We start from the raw sequence: 14838 nt of genomic DNA, 5'->3' as shown, positions 1-14838 counted from the left end.
TAGAGAGTATAGGAGAAAAGAGAATATGAAAGATAAAAAATATTTACCTTCCGTCCTTATTATGTACTTGAACTACTTTATTCATGGTGTTGGATGTTCAGTACTTGGACAAGCTGTGATTAAAGAATCACTTGCGACAAGCTGGGGATGTGACCCAATGTCAATCACAAAAATTTCGGCTGCATTAGGACTTGGACGTTTAGTCGCTCTTCCTTTTGCGGGTCCATTATCGGATAAATTGGGACGTAAAATTTCTATGTTTATTGGTGGATTAAGTTATGCTGTATATATGATTGGTTTAGTCTTCGCATTTAATGCAGGAGCAAACGGAGGATATACAATTGCCTATGTATGTGCCATCGTTGGTGGTATCGCAAACTCATTCTTGGATACAGGAATCTATCCTGCCGTTGCAGAGGCAATTAGCGATGCACCTGGTGTTGCAACAATGGGAATCAAATTCTTCATTTCAGTTAGCCAAATGTTCTTGCCATTCTTCTTAGGTATGGCTGTAAGCACAACAGCGACTGGAGCTACTTCTTATAATCGCTTATTCTGGGTTTGTGGAATTGCTTATCTAGTACTTGCAGCGTTGATTCTATTCTGCCCGATGCCAGATACAGATTCAGCAAATGGAGAAAAGAAACAAGGCTTAATTGCCAGCATGAAAGAAACACACTTCTCAATTGAATCTATCGCAATGATTTTAATCGGATTTACTTGTACAGGAACATTCCAATTATGGTTAAACTGTGCACAAAACTTTGCGAAAGATGTTGCAGGATGGGCTGATCCTAGCGCTATGCAGACATACTATTCAATGGGAACTATGATTGCTTTAGTCGTGACTTCATTCTTAACTCGTAAAATTAAAGATGTTCGTTTCATCTTGGCGTATCCAGCTATTTGTTTAGCTATGTTGATCATTGTATTGGTTGCTCCAAGTCAGACAATGTGTACAATCGGTGCATTCGTAATTGGATGGGCTGGTGCCGGTGGATTACTACAAATTGCTACATCCGTATGTAATATGATCTTCCCTAAAATTAAAGGTACAGTAACTGCATTGGTTATGATTGCTTCAAGTCTATGTAACTATACAATCTTAACAGCTGCAGGTAACATGACACCAAGTGGCGTTATGACAATGAATATTGTATTAACCGCAGTTGGTGTATTACTTGGATTATACGTAAATTTACGATACAAAAATTTAGTTGCGCAAGATTAATTATGAATAAAATGCGGTACAAAAGTACCGTGTTTTTGCTAAAATAATGAAAAAAAGGATGTGATAGATTGAAAGTTATAAAACTGCTCGACGACAAGTTAGAGGAAATTCTACTTATTGTATTGCTTGTGGCAATGGCATGCATTATGGGAATTCAGGTGTTCTGTCGCTATGTACTGAATTTTTCTTTAAGCTGGTCTGAAGAACTCACAAGATACATGTTTATCTGGTCTTGTTTTATCAGTATTAGCTACTGCATTAAACGATGGATTTCCATTAAGGTTGATCAAGTTATCAATATGTTTCCTAAAAAAGCTTATGTATTTGCACAATTATTGTTAAATATATTGTTATTTGTACTCTTCTTTTATTTGAGTATTCATGGATACAAATTTTTGATGTTATCAATTGCCTCAAAACAGACAAGCCCTGCTTTACAACTTCCAATGCCATACGTTCAATGTGCGCCATTTGTTGGATTTGTTTTGGCCACAATACGTTCTTTTCAACAAATTATATGTGAAGTAGAGAATGTGAAACGTATGTTGAATAATGAGAAAATTATTGATCAAGATCCAAGGGAGGGAAGATAATGTTAGCTGTTGCCGTATTTATATTATTTGTTGTGCTTTTATTATTGTCCGTTCCTATATCATCTACTCTTAGTATTGTTTCTTTGGCCCCATCTATATTAGATCCTAACTTTACTATTTCACCAGAATACATTATTCGTGCTATGTTTGGAGGAATTGATTCCTTTCCGCTATTAGCCGTTCCTATGTTTGTGCTTTCTGGTATCTTGATGGCAAAAGGTGGCGTAAGTAAAAAATTATTTGATGTGTTTTCTTTCTTTATTGGAAAAAGAACTTCCGGAATGCCATGTGCTGCGATTATCACATGTCTATTCTATGGTGCTATTTCAGGAAGTGCTCCTGCAACAGTTGCAGCTGTAGGTAGTATGACGATTCCTTTGCTTGTAAAACTTGGTTATGATAAGACGTTTGTCACAGCCATTGTTGCGGTTGCAGGAGGCCTTGGCGTCATCATTCCACCAAGCATTCCATTTATCTTATATGGTATGGCAAGTGGTACGAGTGTAGGAAGAATGTTTATGGCCGGTATTGTTCCAGGCTTATTGATTGCTGCATTATTAATGATTTATGCCTTCTACTATTGTAAAAAGCATGGAGAAGATAAAGATAAAATCGATGCAGAAGTAAATGCTCTTCATGATAAAGGATTTAAGAAAGTGTTCTTTGATAGCTTTTGGGCACTACTTACACCTGTCATCATTTTAGGATGTATCTATTCGGGTGTGGCAAGTCCGACAGAAGCGGCCGTTATCTCAGTTTTCTATGCTTTATTTCTTTCGTTATTTATCTATAAATCTTTGCATGTAAAAGATTTATATGATGTATTTGTAGAATCTATCAAAACATTTGCACCAATCTTATTTATTCTTGCCTCGGCCGTTGCATTTTCAAGAATTATTACACTACTTCAAATTCCGGATACAGCGGCAAACTTTATTTTGAATACAATTCATGGAAAAGTAGCTGTATTGATTGTAATCAATATCTTGTTGTTGATTGTAGGTATGGTAATGGATACAAGCCCCGCTATCTTGATTTTGACACCAATCCTACTTCCAATTGCTCAAAGTGTTGGTGTAGATTCGGTACACTTTGGAATCGTTATGGTTGTGAACTTAGCCATTGGCTTTGTGACACCACCAATTGGAATCAATTTATTTGTAGCTAGTTCTCTAGTGGATATTCCAGTAATGAATATTGCGAAAAAAGCATTGCCATTGATTGGTTTCTTCTTTATCGCTTTGTTATTGATTACATTTATTCCACAAATTTCACTGGCATTAGTCGCATAGGAGGTACGTATGAAAAAAATAGTATCAATTTTAATTTCTATGATAACTGCCTTTTCATTAACGGCTTGTGTTGCTAAAGAAGATGATCCTGCAAAGGCAAGTCAATCTTTTCCTTGGATCATTGCCAATGATTCACCAGCCGATACAGTAACGGGTATTTTCACAAATAAGTTTGTTGAAGAAGTAGAGCGATTATCGAATGGACAAATTCAAATCAAAGCTTATCACAACGGCACTGTTGGTGGGGATAGAGAGCTTGTAGAAAGCTGTATAAATGGAGATATCCCATTTGTAGTACAAAATACGGCTCCTCAAGCTAACTTTATCGCAAAATTAGCGATTTTCGATTTACCTATGGCTTATACGAATATTGAAGATTTAAGAAGTACTTTAGATGATGAAGAGTTTATGAAATTAATCAATAAAGTATATTCTGAACATAGTGTAAGATTGCTTGCGATGAGTGATCAAAACTTCCGTGTCATGACGACAAATAAAAAGATTGAATCTACAGAAAATTTTAAAGGGCAAAAGATTCGTACAATGGAAAACAAGTATCACTTAGCCTTCTGGCAGGAAATTGGAGCGAATCCTACGCCAATGGCCTTTAGTGAAGTGTACATTGGTTTGCAGCAAGGAACGATTGATGCGCAAGAAAATCCATATGAAGTCATTGTATCTGGAAAAATCTATGAGCAACAGGATTATGTTGTGAAGACCAATCATTTACCACATTTACTTTCTATGATCGTTAATGAAGATTTTTATAATCATTTGTCAGATAAGGACAAAAAGATTGTAGATCAAGCAGCCCAAAATGCACGTGATTATTCGCGTGAACAATGTGATAAACGTGTATCGAATCGTTTAAATATCATTAAAGAGAGTGGTACACAAGAAATCGATTTATCACAAGAAGTTTTAAATGAAATGAGAAACCGTTCAAGTTCAATTTATGAAGATATCAGACAACAAGTCGGTGATGCGTTGTTTGATGCATATACAAAAAATATGAATAAAGGAGAATAAAAAATGAATACGGTAACAATGAAAAATGTTGAATTTGGTGCAGGTGTACCAAAGATTTGTGTTCCTATTTGTGGAAAGAGTAAAGAAGATGTTTTAGAACAAGCTAAAATTATTCTTGATACACCAGCTGATATTATTGAATGGCGTATGGATTGGTTTGATGGTGTTGAAGACACAAATGAAGTAGTTGAAATGGCAAAAGAATTGCGTGAAGCATTTAAAGAAACTCCAGTATTAGCTACTTTCCGTTCTAAAAAAGAAGGTGGAGAATTAGAAGTATCTACTGAATACTACGTAGAATTAAATTGTGCAGTTGCCAAAAGTGGATATGTAGATGCAGTGGATGTTGAATTATATACTGGGGATTCAGAAGTTGAAACGATTGTAACGACAGCGCATGAAAATGGAGTAAAAGTAATCATGTCGAACCATGACTTCTTTAAAACACCATCTAAAGAAGAAATCATTTCTCGTTTGTGTGCTATGCAAGAAAAGGGTGCAGACATTCCTAAGATTGCAGTTATGCCTCAATCTAAAAAGGATGTATTGACATTATTATCGGCTACAAATGAAATGGTAGAAGAACATGCCGATCGTCCAATCATCACAATGTCTATGGCAGCAACTGGTGTAATTTCTCGTTTAGCTGGTGAAGTGTTTGGTTCTTGTTTAACTTTTGGTGCAGCTAAAAAGGCGAGTGCTCCAGGTCAAATGGGTGTAAATGATCTTAAGACAGTTCTTGAAACTTTACATAAAAGTCTATAATTTTTAAAGGGGCGCTCTAAAATAGTGTAGGGTTATGTGAAAAATCAACGCATAATCGCCGGGAACGCCCAGTTCACGGGCATCGCGGCGGGTCGAGGGGTCGGTTTTACTACCGGATTACTACTTTTGAGGGAAGGCCTTGGGATGCGAGAGACCCCTATAAGACCACATTCATGGCATTGAAGCATGAAATCAGACTATCAATATGGCGGAAACAGAAAGAGACCCCCGGTGTGGAGAAGGCACCGGGGGTCTCTTCGCCCCAGAGGAAGGAATCTGGGAGGAGTGGAAGGGATGACGGGGAACTGCGGTTCTGGGTGCGACCCGGCCATCCACGCAAGGCGGTTACGAGTATATCACAGGCCGAGGCGCTTGCGCATGGCCTCACGCATCTCCATCATCTTGTATTCGCGGCGGTTCTCGCCCGCGAACTTGATTGGTGCGCAGCGCTCCAAGATGCGCGTGAAGATGCGCGGCCATGGGGCGTCGTCGGCATCGGACTTCGTAGCGATGTTTGGGTCGAGGTTCGTCGTGACGACCATCGGCCTGCGGTTCTTGTAACGTGAGTCGATGATGTCGTAGACATGCCCCATGACGTAATCGGTGCTGCGGTGCGCCCCCAAGTCGTCGATGACGAGGAGGTCATACTTGAGGAGGCGCGACTTCGCGTTCTCGCGCTCGTTGAACGGCACCGACTCGATGTGGGTCACGATGTCCTGCACGCTGGTCTGCAACGCGGAGAACCCGAGGTCGATGACCCGGTTGGCGATTGCCGAGGCATAGAAAGACTTACCTGTGCCCACCTTTCCCCAGAGGAGCAACCCATTCATGTCATCGCGTGAGAACGTGTCGGCATAGCCCTTGCAGATGGCAGCTATCTGGGGCGTCCTGCCGTCATCGGCATCGAAGGTGCATCCACGAAAGAAGGCGCATCCGGCGAAGCACTCAGTGCGAGCTCTCTCGATTTTGCGCTTCCGCTCTGCGACAAGCTCGCGCTCACGGCGCTCCGCCTCCGCACGCTTCATGCACTCGCAGGGAATCGGCACGATTGCCGTGTGTCCGCCGAGAAGTTCCGTGGAAAGGCGCATTTCCTTCGGCGTTCCGCATCTTCCGCACACGAGCAGGCCATCTGAATTACGGTAATCATCATCGGCGATGGTTTCGGTAAATTTCTTCATTGTTGGTCAGTCCTTTCTTTTCTGAATTGCTGAGAGCCGTTTTACGGCCATCAGATTGCACATCAGTCCTCGGGTGAGGAAGATGGCGTTAAAACGCTGTGTACGCGATTCTGTTCGCGCGGAGGCGTATGTCAGTACGTCCCGTCACAGAGCATTTCCTGAGCGGTGAAGTAATCGCACCCGTGTTTCTCCATGACCTCCTCCGGTGTCATCTCGCGCCGACCGGGATTCGATGCGAGGGGTTTATGCGAGGTCGCTTCGCGCTTGGCGTCTCTTCTGGCCCAGTTGCGGATGGTGGCGAGGTGGTTCTTGTAGCTCTTGCCGCTGCTGTCCATGTACGTGCTCAAACGGTCGATGCGCTCCTGCCAATCTGCGGGGAACTCGGCCTTGAGCTTCGAGAGATCGGTGTCCGTCAGTTTGACGTTGCGATACCGCCCATAGGTGCCCTTCTTCTCGGGAGCAGCCTTCGCCGGGGCGGTCGCATATCCATCGGTACTTGCTCCCTTTTTACTTTCTCCATTCTTATTTTCTTCTTTAGTATTTAATTGTGGTTGGTTTCCCACATGTGGGCTATCCAGTTGTGGTTTACCCACATGTTGATTTTCCACATGTGGGTTTCCATCCTGTGGGTAATCCGAGAAAGTCCAAAGCCAATCGACGATTTTGCCCTTGTCATCACGTATGCGCTCTCGCGTGAGATAGCCATTTGTCTCCAATTCCTTGATGGCGGAGCGGATGATGCTCTCCCCATCAGATGGAAGGATGGAGGTTAAGCCTGTCGTGCTGAAATTCCAGTTATCAGGAAGCGAGAGCATGGTGCTCAGGAGTCCCCGCGCTTTGAGTGACAGGTTGCTCTTGAACACTTGGTTGTCGATGACCGTGAAATTGCTCTTGTGTGCTTTACGAAGAACCGCCATAGATGTTTTCCTTCCTTGCGGGTGCCTTGATGGGAGCCGTCATGCGACGGCGTTTCCCGTCTCTGCCAACGTGTACCAGTTGCGGTAATCGGGGTCGAGACCGCCATATTCGCGCTCGGCGATGAGACCGCCTTCGCGAAGCTCCCTCAAGGCCTCTGTCGCCTGACGGAGGCTCATGAAGGGGAACATCTTCCAAAGGTACTCGGGCGACACATGCACGTAAGCGCGACCGCATGTATTGAAATGACCGGCCTGCGACCCGTCGGGGAACCGCATCAGGTGCGCGATATGATTGAGCACGACTGCGGCGCGGACGCCGTGCTCCGCCGCCACGTCAGCATCGAAACTGACTTCCATGTAAGTGCCTCCAAACGACAATACCCCGTGGTGATAGCGGGCACCACGGGGTATTTCTATATATTTCCCGCCACGAGGGCTGAGAAAGCTAAGTTGTCCGGTTCCGCTATAAACCTCGATACCAAAGATACACCATTCGGCGATTGGGCGCACGCTGCATGGCGGCTCCATATATTCACCATGTTTGTAGTAAGATAGTCTCCTACAATACTTGCAATATGCCATATCGCTCTCCACGTATCCTTCACACACCCATTTAATTATTTATAGGGACACGCGCGAGGGGTAGCCGAGTGCCAAATCGGTCGGGAATGTGAAATGTGGGTGCTGAAAGCGCCGAGGTGTCGTATCATCGAGTCAGTCCTTTCTGCTTGATGAGTTGCAGCAGAGACGGGAGACCCGCAGGGGGAGGCATCTGCCATCCGCTGCGGGTTTTTCCCTTTTGCGGCCTACCAGTCCGCCTGCTTCTCATCCTCGGCCATGTCGATGGTTTCCGGCATTTCGGTCACATCCTCGACCGCATCGGGTTTCCCTGTGCGCTTCGGCTTCGAGGAGCGCTTGAACGCGTCAAGCGCCTCCTTCGCCTCCACAGGCGTGCGCGGGTCGGTGACCGCCATGAGCCGGATGTCCTCGGCGTTGTCGGCGAGCCAGCCTTGCAGCCCTTCGAGGTCGATGTCGGTCCAATCCGCGCCGAGGGTCTTGAGCACGGTTTCGCCGATTGCCGCGAGGGTCGCGGCTTTCCACTTCCTCGCCTGCTCGCGCTCCTTGGCGGCGGCTACCTTCCGCTGCTCCTTGAGTGCGGCGGCCTGCCGTTTCAGCTCATCGAGCTTCCCGTCGATTTCAGATACCGTTGCCATGTTAGGTCCTTTCCGTCTATTCGCCGACATGAGCCTCTATTATATGCCAGAGTCGGTTTCCCACCCTTCCAACAGCCTGCGGGTCGGGTTGGGAACCCTTCGGCCATTGAAAGCGTGGAAAACCGACAGAGGTGGTTGCCTTGTTATCATTGTAGTATAGTGGTATACTAGCAATGTCGTTTTATATACGGTATCTGCCGTTTACAGGCCGGTGCCCGTCGGGAGAGGAGTTCAATCCATGGGTTTGAGGGACATGTACAGTGCCGGGGACATCATCGAGTACGAGGGGGGCGGGCGCGACTACCTCGTGTCAATCGAGGGCGAGGAGGGGCTGTGGGTGAACGCCTGCAATCCGTCGTGGATTGAGCGCGGCCTTCGCTCCTTCTGCGACGAGTGCCGCCCGTTCTTCTCCGACCGCTTATACGAGGGTGCCGAAGTCGTGGGTCATTTGGGCGGGGGCACCGTCGAGGATGCCAGTCGATGGTACGAGGAGAACAAGGCGTTATATCGGGGCTGAGTGTGTTACGATGGACGGGCCGTCTCCTTTCTTGACGGTGGTTGCATATGGGGACCGGCGGGGCGCTGACGCGCACCCCCGGTCCCCTTGTCCGATTGGAGTCAAATCATGGAGAATCAGAACGACCAAGTGCTCGTGACGCGCAAGACGTTCCTCACGGGCGGTCAGAAGGCGGGCTACCTCTTCGCGGGCCTGCTCGGCGGTGCGGGATGCGCAATCTTGGCGTCCCTGTGCAACATGGACGCGCCGTACCGCTCCGATTGCACGAAGTTCGCGCTCATCGGCCTCGGCATCCGAATCGCGCTGTCGGTCATCGGCTACATCGCGGTGCTGCCCCTCTTGGCGATGCCCTACTAGGCGTGCGCAGTCGGGTCCCACCGATACGGCACCTCGGGTAAGACCGGCGATGCGGTGGAAAAGAGTATCGCGGCCAAGATTGGACCTGAGACGGAAGGGCGCGGCCACGCTTCGAGAAGACCAGACGTGATAGGGCGTAGCGCTGACGTGCAACGAGAAGCTTGGATGGATTTCGACATACATGAAGATGCCCGCACGGAAGGGGTCGCGCTCGGCGCGGCCCCTTTTCTCATGTGTGGATGGAAGGCAAGGAGGGAGGAAGTAAGGGTGACGGTTCCAGAGAGGGCGAAGCTACAGACATGGCGGCTGGTCCGCATGGGTGACGAGAGGGAGGGGGCGAGGATAGGGGCAAGCCCCTATGACCCATGTTCCCTGCGGGGGCGACATTGTGGAGAGGGTATGTAGGAATGTAGTTTACTACAATGATAGTATGATAGGTTGCTATAATTAAGGCACGGTAAGACCAAGAGAGAAAGGAACCGGATATGTTTACTGCGGATATGGCTCGCGATATGAGCGGTGACGGAAAGGTGATGGAAGCGCTTGAGCGCTGCGAGCGCAGGATTCGCCAAGACGCGGAGCTGGGGGAGAGAGAATCGTGTCTCTTCTATTGCGACTGCATGGATGGGGCGAAGGAGAAGGCCCTCGAAATCCTGCGCCAGCGCGGGTTCGAGGTCAGGATGCATGTCAGCTACAGCGGCGGTATTCGGCAAACTCCCGCGTTCTACGCCTTCTGGTAATCACGTGAGGGGCATCCGAGAGGGTGCCCTTTTTCATGGAAGGATTATGTAGTATTATTGTTTACTATATTGGTAGAATGCTATATTGATATAATTAAGCCACAGGCAACCGAGAGAAGGGAGAAGGGAAATGGAGCGCGAGGAAGAGTACAAGCGGAAGTGCCGTCAGGTGAAGGATTACTACCTTGAGGAAATCTGCGAGCACGAGGATGCGGGATGCCTCGGGGATGCGGAGAACGCCCGCAAGTGGCGGAGGCTTGAGCTTGAGGAGCTTGACCGTCAGTATCGCGAGGGCGAGCCGTTGACCGGATGCGGCATCGCGTTGCAGTAGTAGGGGATTTCGAGGGGCATCCGAGAGGGTGCCCCTTTTCATGGAGAGAATATGTAGTATTATGGTTTGCTACATTAGTAGGATACCATATTGATATAATTAGGGCACAGGCAATCGAGAAGAGAGGAAATGACATGCTGTACACGTTGAAGAAGGGTGAGTACCCGGAGGGGCACCGCTACTGGTCGAACGCGACTGCGGACCTCACCGCCCCCGATGGGCGCGAAATCGGGCCGGAGGAGCTTCCCGTGCAACTCAGGCGCGTGCTGGACGATTTGTGGTCGGACGGCTACGGGGTGGAGTGCTACCTTGTCGAGTGGGATGGGCGGTACTGCGTCCAGCTCTCCGCCATGTATGACGGGAGCTACGCAGCGGACCTCGGCATGGGCTACCCGGAGCTTGTCGAGCTGGCTCGCGGACGTGCGGAGGAGTTGGGAGCCGAGCGGCCAGACCTCCATGTGGTGTTCGCGGAGGATGTGGACCAGTGGAAGGCTAACGACCCCTTCACCGAGATTTGGGTGGTCATGCCGTGGGACGTGGATGCAGACGCCTTCCATGAGGTGGCGGATTGGTTAGATTCCCGTTGCCGTTTCAACGAGTAGCCGGATATGGAAACATCAGGGGGCACCTCGGCGGTGCCCCTTCCCCGTGTGGGACTGGAAGAGAGGGGAACACCTATGCTCGATGCGAGGACGGCGAGAATCTTGGCGAAGGAGAACGAGGAGGACATCGAGGCCCGCAGGCGGGAGGAGATGGCAGGGCATATACCCAAGAGAGGGCATCCGAGTGGGTGCCCTTCTTTATGATGGATATGTGGATGCCTGTCTTACTACATTTATAGCTTTATGGTTTGCTATAATAGTGGCAACGCAAGGCGCGATGGAGGGAGATGACCATGGGGGACATGGATAAGAGCGAGAAGTTCACGGTGGCGGGGTACCTCTTCATCCCAATCGGGATGTTCATGTTCGCGGACGCCGATGTGGTGATGAGGTGCTATGGGGACGAGAGGGCCGCGCTCATCGAGTTCATCATCGGTGTCATCGCGGTCGTCATCGCGACCGTCTCGCTCTACATCGCCGGTATGCTTCGAGACCGCCGCATCCAAGCGGAGTTCGCCCGCCGTCGCGTCGAGCGCGAGCGCCGCAGGGCCGAACGGGAGAACCGGGGATGGTGACAACGTGGGGCACCCGAGAGGGTGCCCTTTGGCATGTGGCTCATATAGATAGATACTAATCTATCCTGATGGTATTGTGGTTTGATGTGATAGCACCTAGATAAGAGGTCGGGGAGGGGATATGCCGGATATGCGCGAAGGCGATTTGGGGACAGCCGCCTGTTACCTCATGGTCGAACGACTCGCCCTGCAAGCCGGGGTGGAAAGCCCCTTCTGGGACGAGGCCTCGCTGCTCATGGGCGGCTGCGAGGAGCCTTGGTACAGAAAGCCCCTCACGCCCCGCGGACTGCGGTTGTTCCTCAAGCAATACGGCGGGAGCCTTCTTGACGATGAAGAGCAGCGCGGACATGCCGCGTCCGTGTTCTCGGATGTGATGCGTCTGCACGGCATCCCCTTGGGAGACGGGGCGGACGACCTAGGTGCGCTTTACGTGAGGCGGGCGGAATCGGTCGCGATGACCGTGGCCTTCCTCGCCACCGGATGCACCCTCGCCGATATGGCGGCAATCACAGGGCTTTGCAAGGAGGCGGTTGCCGAGCGCATCACGCGCACATGGGACGGCGATGCGCTGGGGCGGATATACGGACTCGCCCATGCCGCGTGCCATGACCGCATCCCCGAGACCTTCGCATCATCAGATGACCTTGACGAGCCTTGGGATGATTGGAGATGCCCATGTCAGGGATGACGAGGGAACTTCATCCCCTCGGACTCCCCAGAGGCATCGCCCTCCCCGTCGATTCACGGCTGCGTCATGTCTCGACGGCTCACGCGATGGATAATGGGGGCAAATAGGATTCACGGTTCGAGAGGAGACCGACATGAAGATACCGGCGAGCAAGGTACCGGCTCAGGTGTGGGCCGACAGGGCGAGGGCGCATTACGGCAACTTGAAGAAGATGGAGAAGGACGTCCTTGGTTATTGGGAGGAGAATAAGCAGGTCTACCGGATGAATGACGCGCTTTGGGACGAGATGTCGATTGACGAGGCGGAGGAGTTTCCGATGTCGCTGTTGGACAGGCTGCCTTACGATTGCGTGTTCATCCAACATCGCGAGACGATAGAGATTCCCTTTGTTTTCAGAGGTCACGAGCTGAGCGGCACGGTCGAGCGCGAGGGCTATTTCTGCTTTCGTGACGCCGAGGGATTTCACATAGCCGCCCTCAATGGACAGGTCGATTTTATGATGGGAATGGATAACACCATCGCTCCGATACCAATCACACTTGAAGATTATAAAAGCATCGGTGATTGCAAAGATGACGCGGCCATTGGGACCTTGGCGATAGCCGAAGAGGCGAAGATTAAGATGGCGGTGGAGACCGGCATCGTAGCCAAAGATGATAGTCTCGAAATGGCATCCAGATTGCAGATGGAAGCGGCAGGGGTGTCTGATATGGAAAAAATTCTCGGCACCCTCATGTACATCTCCTCCAAGGAGGCCGATGTGCGCACGGTCTACGTCCCCCAGAAGAACCAGACCCGCAAGAGCCGCCAGACCGATTGCACCGTCCATGACGTGGGATTCCGCGTCGCGCCGCAGCTCGGGGAGGTGCGCCGCGTCTACGAGCATGAGGCGAAGGGTCAGGATGGCGGCAAGACCGGACGGCATGTGGCACCCCATGTCAGGCGCGGCCATTGGCACGGGTACTGGACCGGCCCGAGGGAGAACCCCACCGGCCTCGAAATCAAGTGGGTCGCGCCGACAATCGTGAATGGCTCTCGTGGCGAGCTTGAGGGAACCGTCCATGAGGTCGGCGACCGTGACGGGCGATACACCCTCAAATCGACCCAGAGGGAGTGCGGCAGGGCAGCCGAGCAGCTGAACGGCGCGGGTCGTTCCGAAGAGCAGGCCCGAGATGGAAAGTCCGACCGATGACGCTCTGTGCGCATCTCATGGTATTGTGGATTTGCATCATTGTTGCTTTATAGTCTGATATAATCATATCCATATAGCATCATCTCGACTTGGAAGGGGTCGCATGGAAGAGGAGGAGCGCACGTTCACGCCCGGTCAGGCGGAGGCCATGGACGCCCTGCTGTCTGGCCGCAACGTGTTCCTATCGGGAAACGCGGGCACGGGCAAGAGCTACGTGCTCAACGCATTCATCGAGGAGCTTGAGGAGCGCGAGGTTCCCTACCTCGCCATGGCCCCGACGGGGATAGCCGCGCAGAACTTGCATAACGGCACGACCATCCACCGCACCTTGCAGGTGGGTTTCGGCGTGCTCGACCCGCACGACGAGAACAAGAAGACGCTCACGCGCAAGGTGCTCAACAAGGCCGAGGTCATCATCATCGACGAGGTATCCATGTGCCGCATCGACCTGTTCGAGCGCGTCATGAACATGGTGCTCGCAGCCAAGCGCGTCTCGGGTAGGAAGCAGGTCGTGCTCGTGGGCGACTTCTTCCAGCTCCCGCCGGTCGTGACCGATGATGACCGCAAGGTGCTGATGCAGCTGTGGCCGGGGAACGATGACGGCTACGCCTTCAAGTCGCAGCTGTGGAAGGGCATGGATTTTGAACCGCACGTCCTCACCGAGGTTGTGCGCCAGAGCGACCCTGAGTTCATCGGCCAGCTCAACCGCGCCCGCATCGGCGATAGGGACTGCATAGGCTACTTCAACGAGCGTTCCATCTCCGACCGCAAGCGAGCACCGGAGGATGACCTGTGGCTGTGCGCGACGAATCGCATGGCATCCACCATCAATGACGAGCGCGTGGGGGAATTGGAGCGCATGGGCGCGAGGGCGCGGACGTATACGGCGTACTCCTACGGAGATGTGAAGCCCTCGGACAAGCCAACTGACGATAAGCTCCGTCTCGTGGAGGGCGCACGCGTGATGCTGCTGGCGAACATGCCAGACCACGGTCTTGCGAATGGCTCGCTGGGGACCATCTCGGAAGTCGGGGTGGATAGCGTGATAGTCGAGTTCGATGACTGCGAGTACCCCGTCGAGGTGACCGAGAAGGAGTGGAAAGTGCTGAAATCCTCCGTGCGCGACTTCATCGGCGATGACGGCAACCCCGCGCAGGAGCTAGTAACCGACACGGTGGGGTCATTCACGCAAATCCCTCTTCGCCTCGCGTTCGCCATCACCATCCACAAGTCGCAGGGTCAGACCTTCGAGCGCTGCGCCGTCCACTCCAAGGTGTTCGGCGCGGGCATGCTCTACGTCGCCCTGTCCCGCTGCACCACCTTTGATGGACTCACCGTGTGGCCGAAGATAGAGCGGCAGCGCCTCTACGCCAACGAGTCGGTCATCGAGTTCTACGACTCCCTCGCCGCCAAGGTCGAGGAGGTACACGAGCCGTCTCAAGGCGCTCTGTTCGATGTGGATGCGCCTACGGCGGCGCTGGCCGCATCCACGGAGAGCACCGAGCCGATGAAACCGGGAGACGAGGATAAGGTCTACATCAAGTGCCCCGTGCATCTGGCGGAGCGCGTGCGCGGCTACATCGACGCATTGATGGAGACGGTTCAGGCATAGGAGGG

At 51.0% G+C, this 14838-nt stretch carries 18 protein-coding genes; 14 read left to right on the top strand and 4 right to left on the bottom strand.

Annotated elements, in window-relative coordinates; translation table 11 throughout:
* Window positions 1–25 precede the first annotated feature (25 nt).
* The 5 genes from LJE08_RS01130 to aroD all read left to right on the top strand — a co-directional run bounded on the left by LJE08_RS01130 (window position 26) and on the right by aroD (window position 4910).
* On the top strand, window positions 26–1231 hold the full coding sequence (locus tag LJE08_RS01130) for an MFS transporter (protein WP_186999108.1): 1206 nt from the start codon (window positions 26–28) through the stop codon (window positions 1229–1231).
* A gap of 68 nt (window positions 1232–1299) precedes the next feature.
* Window positions 1300–1824, top strand: coding sequence for a TRAP transporter small permease (locus LJE08_RS01125; protein ID WP_117924132.1), 525 nt, complete (start codon window positions 1300–1302; stop codon window positions 1822–1824).
* Window positions 1824–3116, top strand: coding sequence for a TRAP transporter large permease (locus LJE08_RS01120; protein WP_227402197.1), 1293 nt, complete (start codon window positions 1824–1826; stop codon window positions 3114–3116). The genes LJE08_RS01125 and LJE08_RS01120 overlap by 1 nt, the downstream gene beginning before the upstream one ends.
* A 9-nt stretch (window positions 3117–3125) precedes the next feature.
* Window positions 3126–4145 carry a TRAP transporter substrate-binding protein gene (locus tag LJE08_RS01115; protein WP_227402196.1) on the top strand — a complete coding sequence of 340 codons (1020 nt, stop codon included), beginning with the start codon at window positions 3126–3128 and terminating at the stop codon, window positions 4143–4145.
* A 3-nt stretch (window positions 4146–4148) separates the two neighbouring features.
* On the top strand, window positions 4149–4910 hold the full coding sequence (gene aroD / locus LJE08_RS01110) for a type I 3-dehydroquinate dehydratase (protein ID WP_186999111.1): 762 nt from the start codon (window positions 4149–4151) through the stop codon (window positions 4908–4910).
* A 356-nt stretch (window positions 4911–5266) separates the two neighbouring features.
* Here aroD and LJE08_RS01105 read toward each other — a convergent pair whose 3' ends face one another.
* The 4 genes from LJE08_RS01105 to LJE08_RS01090 form a co-directional block, all read right to left on the bottom strand.
* The gene (locus LJE08_RS01105) at window positions 5267–6088 is read right to left on the bottom strand and encodes an ATP-binding protein (RefSeq protein ID WP_227402195.1); all 822 of its coding nucleotides are present in this window, start codon (window positions 6086–6088) and stop codon (window positions 5267–5269) included.
* 131 nt (window positions 6089–6219) lie between these two features.
* On the bottom strand, window positions 6220–7005 hold the full coding sequence (locus tag LJE08_RS01100; protein WP_227402194.1) for a helix-turn-helix domain-containing protein: 786 nt from the start codon (window positions 7003–7005) through the stop codon (window positions 6220–6222).
* A 39-nt stretch (window positions 7006–7044) separates the two neighbouring features.
* Complete coding sequence (locus LJE08_RS01095) at window positions 7045–7362, bottom strand: hypothetical protein (RefSeq protein WP_227402193.1); 318 nt, start codon at window positions 7360–7362, stop codon at window positions 7045–7047.
* Window positions 7363–7811: 449 nt separating this feature from the next.
* Window positions 7812–8219 (bottom strand): hypothetical protein, encoded by a 408-nt coding sequence (locus LJE08_RS01090; protein WP_227402192.1) that lies wholly within the window; start codon window positions 8217–8219, stop codon window positions 7812–7814.
* A 238-nt stretch (window positions 8220–8457) separates the two neighbouring features.
* Between LJE08_RS01090 and LJE08_RS01085 the strand changes: the two genes are divergently transcribed.
* The 9 genes from LJE08_RS01085 to LJE08_RS01045 all read left to right on the top strand — a co-directional run bounded on the left by LJE08_RS01085 (window position 8458) and on the right by LJE08_RS01045 (window position 14833).
* Window positions 8458–8736, top strand: a complete 279-nt coding sequence (locus LJE08_RS01085) for a hypothetical protein (RefSeq protein WP_227402191.1) — start codon at window positions 8458–8460, stop codon at window positions 8734–8736.
* 108 nt (window positions 8737–8844) lie between these two features.
* On the top strand, window positions 8845–9093 hold the full coding sequence (locus LJE08_RS01080; RefSeq protein ID WP_227402190.1) for a hypothetical protein: 249 nt from the start codon (window positions 8845–8847) through the stop codon (window positions 9091–9093).
* A gap of 485 nt (window positions 9094–9578) precedes the next feature.
* Window positions 9579–9833, top strand: a complete 255-nt coding sequence (locus LJE08_RS01075; RefSeq protein ID WP_227402189.1) for a hypothetical protein — start codon at window positions 9579–9581, stop codon at window positions 9831–9833.
* 130 nt (window positions 9834–9963) lie between these two features.
* Window positions 9964–10164 (top strand): hypothetical protein, encoded by a 201-nt coding sequence (locus LJE08_RS01070; protein ID WP_227402188.1) that lies wholly within the window; start codon window positions 9964–9966, stop codon window positions 10162–10164.
* Window positions 10165–10298: 134 nt separating this feature from the next.
* A complete protein-coding gene (locus LJE08_RS01065; RefSeq protein WP_227402187.1) occupies window positions 10299–10766 on the top strand; it encodes a hypothetical protein in 468 nt (155 codons plus the stop codon).
* 293 nt (window positions 10767–11059) lie between these two features.
* Window positions 11060–11341 (top strand): hypothetical protein, encoded by a 282-nt coding sequence (locus LJE08_RS01060; RefSeq protein ID WP_227402186.1) that lies wholly within the window; start codon window positions 11060–11062, stop codon window positions 11339–11341.
* 121 nt (window positions 11342–11462) lie between these two features.
* The gene (locus LJE08_RS01055) at window positions 11463–12029 is read left to right on the top strand and encodes a hypothetical protein (RefSeq protein ID WP_227402185.1); all 567 of its coding nucleotides are present in this window, start codon (window positions 11463–11465) and stop codon (window positions 12027–12029) included.
* A 133-nt stretch (window positions 12030–12162) separates the two neighbouring features.
* Window positions 12163–13221, top strand: coding sequence for a hypothetical protein (locus tag LJE08_RS01050; RefSeq protein WP_227402184.1), 1059 nt, complete (start codon window positions 12163–12165; stop codon window positions 13219–13221).
* Window positions 13222–13324: 103 nt separating this feature from the next.
* Window positions 13325–14833, top strand: coding sequence for an ATP-dependent RecD-like DNA helicase (locus LJE08_RS01045; protein ID WP_227402183.1), 1509 nt, complete (start codon window positions 13325–13327; stop codon window positions 14831–14833).
* Window positions 14834–14838: the final 5 nt, after the last annotated feature.

Source organism: Holdemanella sp. DFI.5.55, assembly GCF_020593575.1.
Classification (GTDB): domain Bacteria; phylum Bacillota_I; class Bacilli_A; order Erysipelotrichales; family Erysipelotrichaceae; genus Holdemanella; species Holdemanella hominis.
Note: the sequence above shows the minus strand (reverse complement) of the source record. Positions and strands in the feature narration are given on the sequence as shown.